The sequence below is a fragment of the Moheibacter sediminis genome, from assembly GCF_900176425.1.
GTDB lineage: Bacteria > Bacteroidota > Bacteroidia > Flavobacteriales > Weeksellaceae > Moheibacter > Moheibacter sediminis.
The window spans coordinates 588,160-606,267 of the sequence record NZ_FWXS01000001.1; the positions used below are offsets into that span (position 1 = coordinate 588,160).

Sequence of the window (18,108 nt, forward strand, 5' to 3'; positions counted from 1 at the left end):
TTCGAATTAATTACCCAGCAGTTTCTCCAAAGCAGCCAAATGTCTTTGAAAAGCTTCGCGTCCTTTTTGCGTGACACGGTAAGAAGTTTTCGGTTTTTTTCCGACAAATTCTTTTTTGATCTCAATGTATTCCACTTTTTCCAAAGCGGAAGAATGGCTTGCCAAATTCCCGTCCGTCACGCTCAAAAGTTCTTTCATTTCGGTAAAGTCCACCCAATCATTGACTAGCAAAACCGACATGAGTCCGAGCCTGACTCGGTTTTCAAAATTCTTATTTAGTCCTTCGATGATGCTCATTACTTGTATCTTTTTTGCATCAAAATCCCATAAATGATATGTAAAATTCCAAATCCAATAGACCAGAAAATCAAGCCCCAACCTATGAACAGCAAGGAAATTACGCCCAATCCAATTTCACAAAGTGCGAGCGAATGAAACTCTTTCATCGTGTATTTGCTTCCGTTGAGTAGCGCCAATCCGTAAAAAATGAGCATTGCTGGAGCAATCAGTCCTGCATGTCCATAATATAAAAGGGCGAGGCAGAAAACACCGCCGGTTGCCAGCGGAATGGCGACTTGAATGAATAATCTTCGTGTGGTAGAGTTCCACAATTTTACACCTTGTTGTTTGCTTACGACAGAAGACTGGTGAAATGCAGTGACTGTGGAAAGTAAAATTACCGCAATTGCAATCAGAAACAAATAAATATTTTTCTCAGAAAATAATTCTGTCAATCCATTGGAGTAATTGTAATGAATTACCCTTCCGGAACCATATGTTTCAATGGGTTCTTGGAGTACTTGTTCTGTAAATTTCATTTTGAAAATCACAAAATACGCTGCAATTGCGCCAATGAGCGAATAAATTCCTGCCATGATTCCCGTCCAACCGCTAAGCGACATAAAGCGAGAACTTTTTTCCATCAGTGAACGGATTTCTTTTAATTGATCGTGTGGGTTTTGATTCATTTTTAAAGAACTTTGAATTGCAAAGTAAAATTAAAAAAATGAAATTGCCAAAATTTTTTATTCGATTTCTTAATCCTTATTTTTAACTCAAAATTATTTTAAATATGTCATATCAGAATTTAATCGTAGAAATAGAAAATAAAATTGCATTGGTAACGCTAAATCGTCCGCAGGCTTTGAATGCGCTGAACAAAGAATTATTGGGAGAAATCAGTTCCTTCCTGGACGAATCGGCTGGAAATCCAGAAATCCGAGTAGTGATTTTGACCGGAAGCGGCGAAAAATCATTTGTTGCAGGAGCCGACATCAAAGAATTTAGCGATTTTGCAGGTACACAAGGAGAGGAATTGGCAAGAAAAGGGCAGGAGCAGGTTTTTGACAAAATGGAAAACTTTCCAAAACCGATTATCGCAGCGGTGAACGGATTTGCATTGGGCGGCGGATTGGAATTGGCAATGTCGGCACATTTCAGAATTGCTTCGGACAATGCAAAGCTAGGATTGCCGGAAGTAACTTTGGGGTTAATTCCAGGATATGGCGGAACCCAGCGTTTGCCAAAATTAATCGGAAAAGGAAGAGCTTCGCAGATGATTTTCACGGCAGAAATGATTTCAGCAGAAAGAGCGTATGAAATCGGTTTGGTTAATGAAGTGGTTGCTCAAGCGGAATTATTGGAAAGAGCCAAAGCCATTGCTTCAAAGATTGTAAAAAATTCATCTGTTGCCATCGCAAAAGCCATTCAGGCGATTAACGCGAGCGATGCCAAAGAAGGTTTCGATATCGAAATCAAAAGTTTCGGAGAATTGTTTGACGAAGCAGACTTCAAAGAAGGAACGGCAGCTTTTATGGAAAAGAGAAAACCGAATTTTAAGTAATAACTGCATGAAGCTTCAATTATTCAAATACAAATTTATTTTGATCTTAATTATTTTGAATTCATGTCAGAATAATATAAAAGAAATATTTGTTGATGATAAAATTGAAAAACTTTTTGTTGAATATTTGAAAGAAGTTGAGGCAAGTGATTATAGAGATGGAGATAAAATTTTTATTAAAGTTTATTCAAAAAAATCCAATGAAGATTGGTGTATGAGTTTTATCAACTCTGAGTTTTATTCTTCAGAAGATAATTATAGAAAGTTTAATTACAAAGGTTTTAAAGTTTATGTAAATCAAAATGTACCACAATCAATAATTTCTCTTGATGATTATAAAGAAAAAGTGAAGTTTAAATTTGAAGGAATTCCATCCAAGAAAGAATTTTTAAAAACATACATCTGTTTTGAGCGAGATTCAACAATTGTTCAAAGAGTAAATTTTGAGAAGAAAGAATATTTAAATACCTGGAAAAAACTAGAATAATTTACAACGCGAACTTCGAACCTCGAAAATCGAACTTCGTTTAATAAGAAAAATATGAGTTTAGAAAATAAAGTTGCCTACATCACAGGCGGCACAAAAGGAATCGGTTATGGAACGGCAAAAGTCTTATTGGAAGCCGGAATGCGCGTTGCCATCAGCGGAAGGAAATTGGAAGATGCGCAACATGCAGCTAAATCTTTAGGGAATGAATCGAAAGTGATTGGAATCCAATCGGATGTAACGAATTTCGAAGATGAACAAAAAGCAATTCAGCAGACAATTTCACATTTCGGACAAGTAGATGTGGTTTTGGCAAATGCAGGTCTGGGCGTTTTTGCGCCGGTCGATGAATTGTCTTTGGAAGATTGGAATAACATGATTAACACCAATCTTAATGGCGTTTTCCATACGTTGAAAGCTTCCGTAGATGCATTGAAAAAATCGAAAGGATATTACATCACTTTGGCAAGTTTGGCGGGGACTAACTTTTTTGAAAATGCTTCAGGTTACAATGCTACCAAATTTGGTGTGGTTGGTTTTACGCAGGCAGCGATGTTGGATCTGAGAAAATATGATATCAAAGTTTCTACCATCATGCCAGGCTCCGTGGCGACGAATTTCAACAACCATATTGCATCTGACAGTGACAAATGGAAAATACAGCCTGAAGACATCGGTCAATTGGTGTTGGATTTGTTGAAAATGAATCCGCGAACTTTACCAAGTAAAATCGAGGTTCGTCCGACAAGACCGGACTTGAAGTGAAATTTAATCTGAATTAAATATTTTATAAATCTCATGGAAATTGACTTCCATGAGATTTATATTTTCTAATAATTTCTCACAGCAAGTGTTCCTACATATTTTCTGCCATCTGTAGTTTTTATAATGTACCAGTAAGTGCCTGTATGTACAGTGCGTCCCAAGTATTTACCATCCCAAACTTCTGAATTGTTGTGATTCATTCTGTCCACAAATAATTTTCCGTTTCGGTCAAAGATTTGTATGTGAACATCTTCGTAATTTGAAATTCCCCGAATTGACCAGGTATCATTGTATCCATCGCCATTGGGAGAAATAAAATTAGGGATTTCGAGGATTCCAAATCCTTTAGTATCTGAAATGCAACCTTTGCTGTCTCTTACATATGCAATATAATCTCCGGGTGGTAAATTGGTAAATTGATTGGAAGATTGCCACAAAACGTTGTTTAAGCTATATTCAAACGGAAATTCTCCAATAGCTATAATTTCTACAGTTCCGGATTCTGAAATAATTATTTCAGAAATGACAGGGTTTACAGAATTTGTGATTGTAAACGAATCTCTGAATTGACAACCCTTATCGTCCCATACAGTTATAAAATATGAGCCGGGTTGTGTAATTGTAATTGTAGGCTCATTATTAGGCTGATTCAAATCATTTCCTTGCATCCCTTCCCATAAATAAGTGGTAAAACCTGTTCCGGCATCTAATGTTATGATTCCGTTTTGAGGACAAATCGTATTATCTTCAATATTTATAAATGGAAGCGGATTGAGTATCAAATCAAAAGCTATAACTTCAAAACATGAATCGGTTTCTACTCTTGCATAAATGGTTTCCGGATTGGAGTTATTAGTATAATTTAAATTAAGTGGATTGAGTCCAAATTCTGCTTCTGTAATTGTTTTATGGTAAGAAAGAATGGTAATAGGGTCAGTATATAAACTGTTGATAATGTTTTGATTTTGAGTTAAATTAAATGTTTCTACTCCATCGCTATTTTCATCACAAAGTTCAATGTCTGGCACAATCTGTATGGTATTTAGAGAAGTTGATAATTCTAATTCGGAAAAAGAAAGGCAGCCAAATTCATTTTCTACCCTCACATAAATAATCTGAGGATTTGAAGTATTGGTATAAACATTTGGTAAATTATCCTCTCCTGATATAGCATCTTCTGGTGATTCGTGGTAAGTGATCGTGATGTTGGAGTCGCCGGAAACCAAGTTGTCAGCATCGTAAATTTCAAATAAAGCCAATCCGTCTCCATCGTAGTCACATTTAACTAATTCAACATCTTGGACATTGGGTAAAGAATGGATGGTTACCTGACGCGTTACAGGAACGGTTTCTTCATCGGTAGTTACAGTTGCAGACACCGTATATGTTCCCGGATTGGAATAAGTATGAGAAGGGGCTAATAAATTGGATGTATTCCCATCACCAAAATCCCATAATATATTTAAAACAGGGCTATTGGCAATAACCGAAAAGTTTAAAGCCTCTCCTAAACAAGCTTCAGATCCAGAAATTCCACCATCAAAAACTATCACTGCATTGAAGAATGATGTAATGAATGGAGGCAGTCCGTAAGAAGCCTTATGATTTGGATTTGCGGCATCATTTAGTCTAAGTGCATTGTATTCAAAATTTGAAGCAGCGCCTTGCAAGTGCGGGGAATGGATGATCGATAAATAATCACCTAAATAAACAATTCCCCATGCATTAAAAGTATAGTAGGTGTGTGAATAGTAAATTTTATTATCTAAAGCCAATTGCAGAGCACCACGTGCTTGAAAAGAACCGCCATTAAAAATGAAATCATCAAATATCACTAATTTAGATGCCGGAATATCTGTTGCTGATAAATCATATTGAGCTAATTCTCCATTCGTCCAATTATAATTTTCGTCATGATAGTCAAATTCAAAATATGCAAATTTAGAATCGAATGAAAATTCAACACCGTAAGGGCTCCCTTCATCTGAAATGACTATTTCATTTGACACTAAACCGGTTTGGTCATCAAAATCATACAAAGCGGCATGACCGTCATAAGTATTTGCAAAAGTACTATTAGGTACGTTTCCTCCCAATTCTGAAAGAGGCAGATTGCTTAAGTGGGCTATAGCTATTTTTTTCCCGTTAGGAGCAGCTTTTATATAACCTCTTGAATTTACAGGATATACCAATGGATCTATATAAGGGCCAATTTGTGAAACGACAGGAGTAGTGTTTAAACCCGTGGAAGTCACCAAATAGCTATAAAACTTATCTTCAAAATGTGTGATTACCCAAATATCATCATTGTTTTTGTGAGCGACTGCGGTAACTTTTTCAGATGTAAGTGGTAAAAGGTTGTTGTTGGGAGTATCTACCATTCCACCTAAACCACCATTTAGAGTCATATCGACAAGATAGAAATGAAATCCTTCATTGGTTGTACTTCCCGGTTGTGCACCATCATCTGCATCAACAGTAAAAATATAATACAAATCAGTATTTCCCGGATAGGGAACAATTATAGCTGATTGTGTGCTGGAAGAGTCCCCTTTTAAATTTACAGTATTTAATTGTTGATGATTTCTATTAAATACAGTAGTTCCGTCAGTATAAAAAAGAAGATTACCATTTATATCCGAAATTGATGCGCATCCTTCACCTGTATCTAGCTGGCCGTTATAAACAACCTGAGGAGACCCGCTGCTAAAATCAAGTCCTGAATGTGCTCCAAAATACCAATGTGAAGATTCTAATTGTGCAAAAGCATACTGATAAGAAGTTATAAATATAAAAAAAAATAGAGTTCTCTTCATTGCGTGTTTAGTGAAATTTTAGCACTCTAAATGTAGTCATTAATTTAATTCAAAATTTATTTCAATGAATTGAACGTTAGAAAATTGTATTTGAGAATCTAATTAAAATCCTTAATTTCATCACGAAAATCAATTACCATGAGAAATTTTTTATTCATTTTACTTTTTATTTCGATTATTTCAAATGCTCAATATGGAGTTTTAGATCCGAGTTTTGGAAATAACGGAATTTCAATCCAGGAAAATAATTTACCAGAAGAGGTAAATGCTCGATGGAGCAGGGCGATGACACTCGATCAAGATCAAAATATTTACACAGGGACAAATTATAATTATAACTCTGATTTAACGGCTTACAACGATAATATACTTATCTCTAAATTTAGCTCAACCGGAGAATTAGATAATTCTTTTGCAGAAAATGGCTTCAAGAAAATCAACATAGAGAATGGTTCTCTATACGTTTATGATATGTTGAATTCTCATGATAATTACATTTATGTATTGGGCGGTGTTTTTTTGAATTCAACCAATGAAAGAAAAACTATGGTTGTCAAATTGGATCGTGATGGAAATTTTATGTCTGATTTTGGGGATGATGGAATAGCTCTTTTTTCAGTGGAAAGAGGTAGCAGTGGAGCAGTAATTGTCGAAACAACTCAAAATGAATTTTTGATTGGAGGAAATTATTTCCGAAATGATAATTCAAATCCCGGATTGCTTCTAATGAAGATGGATGCTAACGGAGCGCCTGTTTCATCATTTGGAAATGCCGGATTTTTAAAACATAATTATTCTGATTTTGATGTGCTAAGAGATTTGAAATTATATGAAGATGGAGGATTTCAGGTGTTGGATTTTAATTCTGATAACTTGATGGAATTCAATTATATTTTGATGAAATTTAATTCGGATGGAACTTTGGATACGTCATTTAATCAAACAGGCACTAAGGTAATTCCACTTTCAAATGATAATTTATATGATTTCAGCTCTATCGAATTGAAAAATAATGAAAACATTATTCTCTCATCCAACGGATTTGACGGCGGCTTTTATTATATGAACCTCACGGAATATCTTTCTAACGGAAATATAAATGCAAATTTTGGAAATAATGGCTCAATTTCCACTTATCTCAACAACATCTTTTCCGGTTCCTATTTACATCTCCAAAAAACCTTTATGCTGACACCCGATGATCAGAATATAATTCAGATTGGTTATGCTTTTGAAAATCAGGATCCATTTGCAAAATTTGCCTTAGTAGCCTTTGATGGCTCGGGAAATTATGATAATCAGTTCGGAACAAATGCAGTCTCAATTGATAAAATTCATCCCTCTTTAAATGATGAACCCACTAAAGCACTTTTTATGGGAAATGACCATTTGCTTATATTGAATGGGACACATTTGAGTCTCGTTCGTTATACCATTTATGACGGACTTTCTATAGAAGATATCTCAAAAGATTCTAAAATTCAGATTGCGCCTAATCCTGCTTCCAATTCGTTTATAATTAATGGATTAAATGGAACCCTAAATCAAGTTTATATTATAGATTTAACCGGAAAAACCATCCTCGAATTTTCTTCAGTTCAAAATAATCAAACTTTAAATTTAGGTTCAATTCCAAAAGGAATTTACATCATAAAAATCAATTCAAAAAACAAAACAGAAACGAAAAAGCTAATTGTGAAATAATTTTCTCTAATTATTAGCTCTAAAATCCAAATTCTAAATTCTAAACTTTAAATTTGCTAAAAATTTAACCAAAATGTTAGTCGTAACTGCTATTCAGGAAAACAAAGAGAGAGTCATCGAAGGACTCAAAAAGAGAAATTTCAAGCAATTGGAATTGGTAGACGAGGTAATCAATGTAGATGAACTCCGCCGTAAAACCCAATTTGAATTAGATACCCTTTTAGCAGAGTCGAACAGATTGTCCAAAGAAATCGGACAATTATTTCAACAAGGAAAAGCCGATGAAGCCAATACTTTGAAAGAAAAAACGGCTGAGCAAAAAGTTCAAACCAAAGAATTACAGGATTTATTGACGAAGTACGAAGAATCTTTGAAAGCTTTGCTTTATCAAATCCCAAATGTTCCGCACGAAAGCGTAGTGGCCGGAGTGAGTGCTGATGATAATGAAATTGTTTTCACAAAAGGAGATGCCAATCCGAAATCGGACGCATTGCCACATTGGGAAGTTGCCAAAAAATTCAATTTGATTGATTTTGAACTGGGTGTTAAAATCACAGGTGCTGGATTTCCGGTTTACATTGGGAAAGGAGCGAGGCTGCAACGTGCTTTGATTCAATATTTTTTAGATAAAAATACTGAAGCAGGTTATACCGAAATCATTCCTCCGTTTGTGGTGAATGAGGCTTCAGGTTACGGAACAGGACAATTGCCGGACAAAGAAGGCCAGATGTATTTTGTGAACGAAGATAATTTGTATCTGATTCCAACTTCGGAAGTACCGGTTACCAATATTTACAGAGATGAATTGTTGAACGAATCTCAATTACCAATTCAAATGACTGCTTATTCGCCTTGTTTCCGCCGCGAGGCAGGAAGTTATGGGAAAGACGTCCGTGGATTGAACCGTTTGCATCAATTTGAAAAAGTGGAAATCGTTCGCATCGAAAAACCTGAAAATTCTTATGCCGCTTTGGATGAAATGGTGAGTCATGTAAAAGGTTTGTTGGAAGATTTGGAATTGCCTTACAGAGTTTTACGTTTGTGCGGTGGTGATACAGGTTTTGCTTCAGCTTTGACATATGATTTTGAAGTGTTCTCTGCTGCTCAGGAAAAATGGCTGGAAGTAAGTTCAGTTTCCAATTTTGAAACTTTTCAGGCTAACCGTTTGAAACTTAGATTTAAAAATAATGAAGGTAAAAATGAATTTTGTCACACATTGAATGGAAGCGCTTTGGCATTGCCGAGGATTTTGGCTTGTATTTTAGAAAATCACCAGCAGGCTGATGGTTCTGTCAGGATTCCAGAAAAAATCCGTGCTTATGCAGGATTTGAATCTATTTAAGAATAAAATTAATTCAGAACTAAAAATAAAAAAAACCGGGAAATCCATCAAAAGATTAGCCCGGTTTTCAATATAGATTAATACACTATTTTAATTGATGGTTGTTGTAGATAATCGGTGTTACCATTTCCATCATATTTTTTCTTGTTACTACTGATTCGATTACTTCCATGTGTCTCATGTGGTGCAGGTCTGAACCTATAAAATCAATCATATTGTTACGTAAAAGCCAAATCGCAGATTCGTGAACATCTTTACCATAATAGTTAGACAACGAGATCATATTTATCTGAAACATACATCCCGCAGATTTTAACCGCTGATAAACCCCTAAATCTTGATGAAATGATTTGTATCTTTCCGGATGAGCCAAAATAGGAACAAAACCTTTAATCTGAATTTCAGCAATGGTTTCAAATAAATTTGCAGGAGGTGCCAGATAAGACATTTCCACCAAAATTTTATTGTCTTTAATAGGAAGAAAATCTTTGTTTTCAAGTAATTTCTGGAAATTTTCATCCATCATGTATTCGGCTGCCACACGGATATTTATTTCTTTCAGATTTGGTGTTTGTTCTACAACAGCATTTAGTTCATTAAAAGTAGAAAGAATTTTTTCTGTAGAATTTTCCCAAACGCCTTCAATTACATGGGGTGTACAAACAAAATTTCTAATTCCTAATTTGTACATATTTGTCAATAACTCAATGGAATGTCCCATAGTTTTGGCCCCATCGTCAATTCCAGGTAAAATATGTGAGTGAATATCAATGAAATGTTCAGTAAAATTATTCATTGCAGGATTTATTCTTTTCTTAGGTTTAAACAGGTCAATTATCATAGTTAAAGTTATGTTAGTACCAAAACTTTCACAAAGAGTGTACCAAATACGTTATGAAAATTTAATAATAATTTAATTTAACAGTTTTAGCTTTGTATAGATTCTAAAATTAAGTGGATTATTTTTTCTTAAAAAATAAATTCAAATTAATTGTATAAAAAAAGAGAACCAATTTCTTGATTCTCTTTTCAGTTGTAGCGAGAACAGGACTCGAACCTGTGACCTTCGGGTTATGAGCCCGACGAGCTACCTACTGCTCCATCTCGCGATTTAGACTACAAAGATATAACATATATTTCATTCTACAAAATTTATACCATAATTGGTGGGTTATTTTCTATGAATTCAACTGCAAGCTCCGAATCATCAGTCAGATACAATAATTCTTTATAAGGCATCCCGATTGCCAATTGATGCACAACTGAATAAAGTGATGTGTCTTCCACATACCTTTTCTTTCCTAAAAACACCATCGGACTGTAATATCCGAACGTTCCATAATGATTTTGCGCTGCTTCCTGGAAAATTTCCTGCGTCGTTCCCGCACTTCCCGGAGCATAAATAATCCCATACAGACAAATTGCCAGTAAAGTATCTTCGCGAATACTGTTAGAGAAATATTTAGCAATGTATGATGCAAATAAATTACTCGGCTCATGTCCGTAGAACCAAGTCGGAATGGCTAAATTCTCCGCTCCGTTGGGATAAAGCTCCAATACTTTCTTCGATTGAGAAATATAATTTTTAGCAAAATAATCACGTTGGTTTTCTGCGGTAAAAATTAAATCGGATAAAATTTCAATTGCATGCATCAAATCATCATCCGATTTATTTCCGAAATAAGCCCCTAAATTTGCGGCTTCCATGATTCCCGGACCGCCGCCAGTTGCCACAAAATACCCTTTTTCAGAAAGTCTTTTCGCAGCCAAAGCAACTTTAGTATAATATTCAGACCCACGTTTGGTAGAGTGACCTCCCATGAAACCCACGACTTTTCGTTCGCTCATGCCAAATTCATCAAATTCCAGAATATTTCTCAGCGCAACATCGATTCCATAATCGTGAATCCTTTCTGCAAGAGCTTCTTCCATCGGTGGATTGTATTTGTGCTTTACGAAATGATTGTAAATTTTCAAATCGACACTTTCGTCCATTTCTTCCGAATATCCATCCATCAATTCCTGCCAATCATATAATTTTTTACGATGCGGAGAAAATGGATATCCGGTAAATTTCGGATAAACAAACGCGCCCTGACTGATGAGGTAAATAGCATCATCTTTCTTGAAATCACAGCCCAGAAATGTGGTTCCTTGTATTTTTAGCGATTTCCAATCAATATTTTCTTCAGTGAAATTCAGGTTTTGAATGACTTTTTTGCGAAGGTCATCGGTTGACTGAATGAGTTTATTAAATTCTTTTTTTGTGGTAATCAGGTTAGAAAATTTTTTCAACGACATAATTCAATTCATTTTTTGGAAAGATAATAGATTAATTTGAAATTGTAAAAATGAGTTAATTTGACATAAACATAAAAATATTTTGGGCAGCCATTTCCGTCCTCCGTTCCCGCTTTTTTCCTATAAACATACCTTTACAATACAAAATTAGAGAAAGGAAAAAGAGCTCCACTCAGGCCGGGCTGCAAATTTTGTAACCTATATAAAAGAAAGTTTCCCTCAACACAAAACCGATTTTACTTTTAAATGAAATATATCTGCTGGTTTGGGTAGGAGAAGAAAAAGCGTTAATATGGTGGTTCTTGGCCATGGCCATTGAGCGTTTCATGTGCAAAGGATCACTCACAATCAGAATTTTAGAAAAACCCTTTTCTTCAACAATTGCTTTTGCAAACTTTAAATTCTCATCAGTTATCTTAGATTTCTCTTCTATAAATATTTTGTTTTCAGGAATTCCGTTTTCGATTGCATATTTTTTACCGATTTCAGCCTCAGAATATTTTTTTCCTTCTCCAATTCCTCCTGTAAAAATTAAATAATCTACAGAATCCCTTTTGTACAAAAGTATTGCATGATTTATTCGCTCCTTAAAAACCGGAGAAGGTTCACCATCCCAAACAGCAGTACCTAATATGATTGCAGCATCGGCTTTGGTGGTTTCATCGATTTTTGAATATGAATAGATTTGTAAAGCAGTGATGAAATAAAAGATTAAAATCAGTGAAAAAACTGCGAATGTTATTTTTTTTAATCTCTTCATTAATTAGGTTTAATTGCACCAATTATAACTCCAAAATCACCATCAATTTGTTCCCAGTTTTCATCAGGGAAATACGTTCTTGAAACAAATCCGTCCAGATATAAAGCATTTTTACAACCTTGTTTCTGAAAGAATTCAGCAAAATCATAAAGATTAATTTCATTTTTGGACATGGCAAAAATTACTTTATCATCGTCTATGATTCCTACGCCATTTCGAATGTTGATGTTTTTTGAACCCTTTTTGAATTCCGGGTGAACTTTACCATTTATAATTAACATAGGTCCGGATTGTGTTGCGAATTGAATGTTTTCTTTTTGAATAAATTCTTTAGTTTCCACTATAAAAGCATTCTTGTCAAAATTGATGTAAAAAATGCCATTTGGTTTGAGATAAAAATTTCCTTCTCCATTTAAAGTGTCGATTGGATTTAGAATTTTTCCGTTTTCTATGTATAATCCTTGTGGTGAAAAATCTTGACCAAACATTCCTCCATTCATGCCAAATAATAGCGTGTTGTTTTGTTCTTCAATAAAATTTTGCAAATTACCTAAGCTTCCGATCCTTTCTCCATTAGGTTTTTTCCAATAAAAATTAATTTCTTCTTTCTTTGGGTTTAATATTTCGCTCAATATATTTTCATCTTTTGGCTGTTCATTTAAAAAGAATTTAAAATAAACCACAAATCCTCCAATGAGAACAATTAGTATAAATATAATTAGGGACTTTAGTCTCATAGAAACTTCTTCCGTTTAAACCAGGAAAAAATTACAATGACAATCACCAACATCACTCCCAAAGTGATGAAATAACCCCATTTGTAGCCCAATTCCGGCATGAAGTCGAAGTTCATCCCATAAATTCCGGCAATGAAAGTCAGCGGTAAAAAGAAAGCTGAAAATATCGTCAGGATTTTCATGACTTCATTTGCGCGAAGATCTGACATAGAAAGCGTTAGGTTGAATAAATTGTGCAAATCATCATTGTTTTGGCTATGCAAATGCAATAGTTTTGCATTGAACTCCTGCAAATCTTTAATGGAAGAAACGCTCTTGACATACGCTCTGTATTCGGTCAAAACATCACGCATCAACACCAAAAGTTTGGAACAAGTTGCCGATTCTCTTTTGAGTTTATACAATTTTTTCAAATCCAATTTTGAATTCTGACGCGTAAAAAGTGCATTCTCATACACATCTATTTCCTGCGAAATCTTCACTGCAGGCTGATAATAGGTATTTAATGTCTTTTTGAAAATTTTGTAAAATAATTGTTTCGGAAGTAGATTTTCCCGGTTTTTGTCATTTTCAATTTCATCTTGAATTTCTTCCAAAAAAGGAATTGGTCGCTGTCCGATTGTGATCACGAAATCGTTTCCGATGAAAATTCCAATCTTGTGGCTGAATTCACGGATGATATTGGTATAACTTCTCGCTTCTTTTCCATAAAAACGAATCAAAATGAAATCAAAATCTTCCTGATGTTCAAACTTCGGCAAGTGTCCGGCTTCCAACGCATCCTGAACGGTAAATGTGCTCAGTGAAAATCTTTTCAAGTATTCCGAAACAGTAGTCTCGTCCGGATTTTCCAGATTGTACCAGGTAAAACAATTGTTTTTAAAGAAAATATTTTCCATTTTTTGGATTAATGCAAATCGAATTTAGTCAGAATAATCCGAATTTCGAATTTCGAGCCTCGAATTTCGCAATTCGATTCCTATCTTTGCACCCAAAATTTAGTAAAAATGAGCGGATTAATCCAAGAATTACAATGGCGGGGGCTGATTCATACCATCATGCCCGGAACGGAAGAGCAACTGGGAAAGGAAATGACGACCGGTTATTGTGGATTTGATCCGACTGCAGACTCGCTTCACGTGGGCAGTTTGGTGCCGATTATTTTGCTGATGCACATGCAGCGCCACGGGCACAAACCAATTGCTTTGGTGGGTGGTGCCACAGGAATGATTGGTGATCCGACTGGGAAATCTGCAGAAAGAAATCTTCTGGATGAAGAGACTTTAGATAAATTCATCAAAGGAATTCACGGTCAGCTGGAAAGGTTTTTGGATTTTGATGAATCGAAGCCCAATGCTGCGGTGATGGTCAATAATTACGATTGGATGAAAGAATTTTCATTCATCGATTTTGCCAGAACTGTAGGTAAACACATCACGGTCAATTATATGATGGCGAAGGATTCCGTGAAATCTAGGCTCGGCGCAGATTCTACTGTGGGGATGTCTTTCACAGAGTTTACGTACCAATTGATTCAAGGGTATGATTTCCTGCATTTATACAAAACAATGGGTGCCAAATTGCAGTTTGGCGGTTCGGACCAATGGGGAAATATCACGACCGGAACGGAATTAATTCGTAGAGTTGAACAAGGCGAAGGTTTTGCTTTTACCTGCCCTTTGACCACAAAAGCAGACGGTACGAAATTCGGGAAAAGTGAAGGCGGAGAAAACGTTTGGTTGGATAGCAACAGAACTTCTCCCTATAAATTTTACCAATTCTGGTTAAATCAATCGGATGATGATTCTGAAAAATACATTAAGATTTATACTTTTTTAAATCAAAATGAAATCGAAGAATTAGTTCAGAAACATAAAACTGAACCGCATTTGCGTCAGCTTCAGAAAAGATTGGCAGAAGAATTGACGATTTTGGTGCACGGAAAAGAAGAATTGGACAATGCCATCAAAGCATCTGAAGTTCTTTTTGGGAAATCAACAACGGAAGATTTGAAATCTTTGAATTCCAATACATTTTTAGCTGTTTTTGAAGGAGTTCCGCAAGCTATTATTTCAAAAGAAGAATTGAATTCGGGCATAAATATAATTGATGTTTTATCTGAGAAATCAGGATTTTTGACTTCAAAAAGTGAAGCTAGAAGAGAATTAAAATCCAATGCAATTTCTGTCAACAAAGAAAAAGTAGGAGAGGAGTTTAATTTAACTACCAATGATTTGCTTTCTGAGAAATATGTTTTGCTCCAAAAAGGAAAGAAAAATTATTTTATTTTGATTATAGAATAACTAAAATAAAGTTCAAAATATTATAAACCTCATCGATTTTCATAAATCTTTGAGGTTTTTTATATCAAAAAATTAGAATTTCAAGCTGAATACTTACATTTATAAAAAATTAACACACATGAGGAAACATTTATTTTTTACATTTTTGGGAGTTATACTTTTGGGGACTTCTTTGAAATCCCAGACTTCCTATACGATTTATGACGAAATCGTTTTTTATGACGGATATGCAGGAACAGTTGATGAGCCGGTTCCATCTGGAGTCACACGTATCAACAATGCCACTTATACCACCAAATTATCCAATACTTTAGTTCAGAATTTATCTGCTGGGGCGTTGACGATGGATGTAAAGATTGGTGCGCTATGCGATAATTACGATCGATTAGGTCATATCTATTTAGCTTTTGTTCCAAAAGGTGCAACTACATATACACAAAGTGAAGTTGACCGAATAGAAATTGCACGCATCATCACACCGTTTATGAATAAAAATATCAATCCTACAGAAGTTCCCTATCATTTTACTTTGGATAATGTTTCTGAAATTTTTAATGATACAAGCCTGCTGAGTCAGTTTGATATCTGGGTTGAATTGGAAGTTTTTGGTGTTCCTTATGCTGCGCAAACTCAGGTAGCAGGCTGTTCTGGTAGAATTGATGTTTTTAAAGGAACTTTGATTTTTAATGTAGATGAAGGAACTGAAACGTACACCCATTCCAATTTCATTTTACCGCTTTCTGTAAGAAAAGATTTGAACAATTACAATGCGACGGATGTTCCGGGAGAAACGACCAGAATTATAAATTTCACTTTAGATGCTCCAATTGAAAATGCAGTATTATATTTAATTACTTCAAACCATGGTGCCAATGCAGGTGGTGAAGAGTATGAAAGAAGAAGACATTATCTTTATTTAGATGATGAATTGGTGTATGAATACATTCCTGGTGGAAAATCTTGCGAGCCATGGAGACAATTTAACACACAAGGCAACGGAATCTACGGTGCCACTGTGAAAACAACAAGGCAATGGCTCGATTTCAATAACTGGTGTCCAGGTGATGTCATCCCAAACCGGGAAGTAAATTTAGGAAATTTAGCAGCTGGAAACCATACAATTAAATTAGATGTTCCTGATGCCGTTTTTGTAAATGGTGAAGGTTATTTCCCTATTTCAATGTATATCCAAAACAGAAAAAGCGGACAAGTATTTTGCCTGGATCCAACAAATTTGGTGATAACGGAACAAGTAGGAGATACAGTTTCTTTTGATTGGACTGAAAACGGAGATGCTACCGAGTGGGAAATTATGTATGGGAGAAGATTTGCTTATAATCAGGAAATTATAATGGATGATCTAGACGGGGAAACAGGTTTTGAAATTACAGATTTGACCAATCAATGGTACTACGAAGTGTATGTAAGGTCTGTTTGTGATGAGAATTTCACAAGTAATTGGGTGGGTCCTGTTGCAACTAATAGAATTCTTTCAACTACAGAAAATAATCTTTCTGCATTATCTGTTTATCCAAATCCAACCAAGGATTTTGTGAATATTGATTCGAAATCTCCAATCAAAAATGTTGTTGTATTTAATCAGGAAGGTAAAAAGATTATCGAATCTAAATCTTCTAAAATTGATTTGAAGAAATATCCAACAGGAATCTATGTCGTTGCCGTTACTTTGGAAAATGGTAAAACGGTTACTAATAAGATTGTGAAACAATAATTCATTCTTTATACAAAATATAAAATGCGGAGATAATAAAAAATCTCCGCATTTCTCATTAAAAACCTAAAATTAACCTAAAACTTAATTTGTTTTTTTTTCTTCTGATTTCTTCGTAGCAGTATCCATTTTTAAAGTTCCATTGTACATTCCACCCATCTCGACTTCAAGTGAATCGGCAATGATATCACCTTCAATAATACCTGTATTTTTGATTTGAAGCGTTTTACATTTAAGGTTACCTATGAGCTTGCCAAAAACAATAATCGCATCACTGTTGAGTGAACCTTTGATAATACTCTTATCGCCGATAACTATGCCTTTTTTCATATCTACATTCCCCTCGACATTTCCATCGATCCGGATGGCGGTTTCACCTTTTATATCTCCGGCAATACTTATGCCGCCAGCAATAACAGTATTTATTTGAAGCTGGTTCAGATCGTTTTTGATTTCTTTGGTTGATTTTGTGAACATATTTTATAGATTTAGGTAGTCTTCAGGGTTAACTTTATCTCCGTTGTAAATGATTTCATAATGAAGATGCGGACCGGTGCTCCTGCCCGTGTTTCCAAGTTTTCCGATAGCTTCTCCTACTTCGACAGATTGATTTTCTTTTACACTAATTTCTGAAAGATGTCCATACAATGTCTCGAAATTATTGGCATGTTTTATAATAACACAATTTCCGTATCCGCCTTTTTCTCCTGCAAAAATAACTTTCCCTCGAGCTGTTGATTTCACGGGTTCTCCAACATTTCCCCTGAAATCTATACCTGCATGGCTTTCTACGTTCATTCCGCCAAAAGGATTATACCTGTAACCGAACCCCGAAGTTTTTTCGCCATCATGCGGAACTCCCAAAGGAATGTTCTCTATGAAATTTTCCATTTCTAAAATGTGTTCTGCATAAAATTCATACATCTCATTGACCTGCATCATTTCAAACTCTTCAGGACCACCGGCATTTTTTAGTTTGAAATCAGATAACCCCCGTTTCTCCATGAAAGTATTGATGCGTTTCATGCTTTGGTTTATAGACTGAAAACTTTTTTTTGCTTTATCTAGATCGATGGCACGAATGATTTGCTTTGAATGAAGTAATTTTTCATTGTAGGCTGAATGATAATAATTACGTGTTTGGGAATATATAGAAAATCCAAGCAATCCAATTAGGAGGGAAAAAATTGCAACAATCATCAAAAGATACCTTTTCCACTTCAGTAAAATAAGTGTCGGTATCAGAATTGTCTTTTTCTCACTTCCGGTATTGTCCACGAACAATACAGAGGTTTTGTGTTTTAACATTTCTAACGGT

17 protein-coding genes and 1 tRNA gene are annotated in these 18,108 nt (G+C 35.1%); 7 read left to right on the forward strand and 11 right to left on the reverse strand.

The features are described 5' to 3' along the window. Positions 1 to 6 precede the first annotated feature (6 nt). Positions 7 to 297 carry a winged helix-turn-helix domain-containing protein gene (locus tag B8977_RS02730; protein ID WP_084015887.1) on the reverse strand — a complete coding sequence of 97 codons (291 nt, stop codon included), beginning with the start codon at positions 295 to 297 and terminating at the stop codon, positions 7 to 9. Beyond that, positions 297 to 968 (reverse strand): hypothetical protein, encoded by a 672-nt coding sequence (locus B8977_RS02735; protein ID WP_084015889.1) that lies wholly within the window; start codon positions 966 to 968, stop codon positions 297 to 299. Before B8977_RS02735 ends, B8977_RS02730 begins: the two co-directional genes overlap by 1 nt. A gap of 104 nt (positions 969 to 1,072) precedes the next feature. Here B8977_RS02735 and B8977_RS02740 point away from each other — a divergent pair, with 104 nt between their 5' ends. From B8977_RS02740 to B8977_RS02750, 3 genes are read left to right on the forward strand one after another with little or no spacing between them, the layout of a single operon-like run. After that, the gene (locus tag B8977_RS02740) at positions 1,073 to 1,843 is read left to right on the forward strand and encodes an enoyl-CoA hydratase/isomerase family protein (RefSeq protein ID WP_084015891.1); all 771 of its coding nucleotides are present in this window, start codon (positions 1,073 to 1,075) and stop codon (positions 1,841 to 1,843) included. Between the two features lie 7 nt (positions 1,844 to 1,850). Beyond that, the gene (locus B8977_RS02745) at positions 1,851 to 2,330 is read left to right on the forward strand and encodes a hypothetical protein (RefSeq protein ID WP_084015893.1); all 480 of its coding nucleotides are present in this window, start codon (positions 1,851 to 1,853) and stop codon (positions 2,328 to 2,330) included. 54 nt (positions 2,331 to 2,384) lie between these two features. Next, positions 2,385 to 3,095 carry an SDR family oxidoreductase gene (locus B8977_RS02750; RefSeq protein WP_084015895.1) on the forward strand — a complete coding sequence of 237 codons (711 nt, stop codon included), beginning with the start codon at positions 2,385 to 2,387 and terminating at the stop codon, positions 3,093 to 3,095. A 65-nt stretch (positions 3,096 to 3,160) separates the two neighbouring features. On the opposite strand, the gene B8977_RS02755 is transcribed toward B8977_RS02750, so the two are convergent. After that, positions 3,161 to 5,911, reverse strand: coding sequence for a T9SS type B sorting domain-containing protein (locus B8977_RS02755; RefSeq protein ID WP_084015897.1), 2,751 nt, complete (start codon positions 5,909 to 5,911; stop codon positions 3,161 to 3,163). A gap of 138 nt (positions 5,912 to 6,049) precedes the next feature. Between B8977_RS02755 and B8977_RS02760 the strand changes: the two genes are divergently transcribed. Further along, positions 6,050 to 7,615 (forward strand): T9SS type A sorting domain-containing protein, encoded by a 1,566-nt coding sequence (locus B8977_RS02760; protein WP_084015899.1) that lies wholly within the window; start codon positions 6,050 to 6,052, stop codon positions 7,613 to 7,615. Between the two features lie 73 nt (positions 7,616 to 7,688). Continuing rightward, on the forward strand, positions 7,689 to 8,957 hold the full coding sequence (gene serS / locus B8977_RS02765) for a serine--tRNA ligase (protein ID WP_084015901.1): 1,269 nt from the start codon (positions 7,689 to 7,691) through the stop codon (positions 8,955 to 8,957). 85 nt (positions 8,958 to 9,042) lie between these two features. On the opposite strand, the gene B8977_RS02770 is transcribed toward serS, so the two are convergent. The 6 genes from B8977_RS02770 to B8977_RS02795 all read right to left on the reverse strand — a co-directional run bounded on the left by B8977_RS02770 (position 9,043) and on the right by B8977_RS02795 (position 13,654). Then, positions 9,043 to 9,753 carry a tyrosine-protein phosphatase gene (locus B8977_RS02770; RefSeq protein WP_245828403.1) on the reverse strand — a complete coding sequence of 237 codons (711 nt, stop codon included), beginning with the start codon at positions 9,751 to 9,753 and terminating at the stop codon, positions 9,043 to 9,045. A gap of 240 nt (positions 9,754 to 9,993) precedes the next feature. Then, positions 9,994 to 10,066, reverse strand: a tRNA-Met gene (locus B8977_RS02775). Positions 10,067 to 10,109: 43 nt separating this feature from the next. Then, positions 10,110 to 11,258, reverse strand: coding sequence for an LOG family protein (locus tag B8977_RS02780; protein WP_084015903.1), 1,149 nt, complete (start codon positions 11,256 to 11,258; stop codon positions 10,110 to 10,112). Between the two features lie 172 nt (positions 11,259 to 11,430). After that, the gene (locus B8977_RS02785; RefSeq protein ID WP_084015905.1) at positions 11,431 to 12,018 is read right to left on the reverse strand and encodes a YdcF family protein; all 588 of its coding nucleotides are present in this window, start codon (positions 12,016 to 12,018) and stop codon (positions 11,431 to 11,433) included. Then, positions 12,018 to 12,755: a phosphodiester glycosidase family protein gene (locus B8977_RS02790; protein WP_084015907.1), complete on the reverse strand. Its 738-nt coding sequence runs from the start codon at positions 12,753 to 12,755 to the stop codon at positions 12,018 to 12,020. The genes B8977_RS02785 and B8977_RS02790 overlap by 1 nt, the downstream gene beginning before the upstream one ends. Further along, positions 12,752 to 13,654 (reverse strand): CorA family divalent cation transporter, encoded by a 903-nt coding sequence (locus tag B8977_RS02795; RefSeq protein ID WP_084015909.1) that lies wholly within the window; start codon positions 13,652 to 13,654, stop codon positions 12,752 to 12,754. The genes B8977_RS02790 and B8977_RS02795 overlap by 4 nt, the downstream gene beginning before the upstream one ends. Before the next feature lie 108 nt (positions 13,655 to 13,762). Between B8977_RS02795 and tyrS the strand changes: the two genes are divergently transcribed. Together tyrS and B8977_RS15065 are read left to right on the forward strand one after the other, a co-directional pair. Continuing rightward, positions 13,763 to 15,058 carry a tyrosine--tRNA ligase gene (tyrS, locus tag B8977_RS02800; protein WP_084015911.1) on the forward strand — a complete coding sequence of 432 codons (1,296 nt, stop codon included), beginning with the start codon at positions 13,763 to 13,765 and terminating at the stop codon, positions 15,056 to 15,058. A 118-nt stretch (positions 15,059 to 15,176) separates the two neighbouring features. Further along, complete coding sequence (locus B8977_RS15065; RefSeq protein ID WP_159447443.1) at positions 15,177 to 16,790, forward strand: peptide-N-glycosidase F-related protein; 1,614 nt, start codon at positions 15,177 to 15,179, stop codon at positions 16,788 to 16,790. Positions 16,791 to 16,874: 84 nt separating this feature from the next. On the opposite strand, the gene B8977_RS02810 is transcribed toward B8977_RS15065, so the two are convergent. After that, a complete protein-coding gene (locus tag B8977_RS02810) occupies positions 16,875 to 17,267 on the reverse strand; it encodes a bactofilin family protein (RefSeq protein WP_084015913.1) in 393 nt (130 codons plus the stop codon). A gap of 3 nt (positions 17,268 to 17,270) precedes the next feature. Next, on the reverse strand, positions 17,271 to 18,098 hold the full coding sequence (locus B8977_RS02815) for a M23 family metallopeptidase (RefSeq protein WP_084015915.1): 828 nt from the start codon (positions 18,096 to 18,098) through the stop codon (positions 17,271 to 17,273). Positions 18,099 to 18,108 lie beyond the last annotated feature (10 nt).

Excerpts from the sequence above, each read along its gene's own strand:
- B8977_RS02730 (WP_084015887.1), bottom strand. The coding sequence starts at position 297 with ATGAGCATCATCGAAGGACTAAATAAGAATTTTGAAAACCGAGTCAGG.
- B8977_RS02735 (WP_084015889.1), bottom strand. The coding sequence starts at position 968 with ATGAATCAAAACCCACACGATCAATTAAAAGAAATCCGTTCACTGATG.
- B8977_RS02740 (WP_084015891.1), top strand. The coding sequence starts at position 1,073 with ATGTCATATCAGAATTTAATCGTAGAAATAGAAAATAAAATTGCATTG.
- B8977_RS02745 (WP_084015893.1), top strand. The coding sequence starts at position 1,851 with ATGAAGCTTCAATTATTCAAATACAAATTTATTTTGATCTTAATTATT.
- B8977_RS02750 (WP_084015895.1), top strand. The coding sequence starts at position 2,385 with ATGAGTTTAGAAAATAAAGTTGCCTACATCACAGGCGGCACAAAAGGA.
- B8977_RS02755 (WP_084015897.1), bottom strand. The coding sequence starts at position 5,911 with ATGAAGAGAACTCTATTTTTTTTTATATTTATAACTTCTTATCAGTAT.
- B8977_RS02760 (WP_084015899.1), top strand. The coding sequence starts at position 6,050 with ATGAGAAATTTTTTATTCATTTTACTTTTTATTTCGATTATTTCAAAT.
- serS (WP_084015901.1), top strand. The coding sequence starts at position 7,689 with ATGTTAGTCGTAACTGCTATTCAGGAAAACAAAGAGAGAGTCATCGAA.
- B8977_RS02770 (WP_245828403.1), bottom strand. The coding sequence starts at position 9,753 with ATGAATAATTTTACTGAACATTTCATTGATATTCACTCACATATTTTA.
- B8977_RS02780 (WP_084015903.1), bottom strand. The coding sequence starts at position 11,258 with ATGTCGTTGAAAAAATTTTCTAACCTGATTACCACAAAAAAAGAATTT.
- B8977_RS02785 (WP_084015905.1), bottom strand. The coding sequence starts at position 12,018 with ATGAAGAGATTAAAAAAAATAACATTCGCAGTTTTTTCACTGATTTTA.
- B8977_RS02790 (WP_084015907.1), bottom strand. The coding sequence starts at position 12,755 with ATGAGACTAAAGTCCCTAATTATATTTATACTAATTGTTCTCATTGGA.
- B8977_RS02795 (WP_084015909.1), bottom strand. The coding sequence starts at position 13,654 with ATGGAAAATATTTTCTTTAAAAACAATTGTTTTACCTGGTACAATCTG.
- tyrS (WP_084015911.1), top strand. The coding sequence starts at position 13,763 with ATGAGCGGATTAATCCAAGAATTACAATGGCGGGGGCTGATTCATACC.
- B8977_RS15065 (WP_159447443.1), top strand. The coding sequence starts at position 15,177 with ATGAGGAAACATTTATTTTTTACATTTTTGGGAGTTATACTTTTGGGG.
- B8977_RS02810 (WP_084015913.1), bottom strand. The coding sequence starts at position 17,267 with ATGTTCACAAAATCAACCAAAGAAATCAAAAACGATCTGAACCAGCTT.
- B8977_RS02815 (WP_084015915.1), bottom strand. The coding sequence starts at position 18,098 with ATGTTAAAACACAAAACCTCTGTATTGTTCGTGGACAATACCGGAAGT.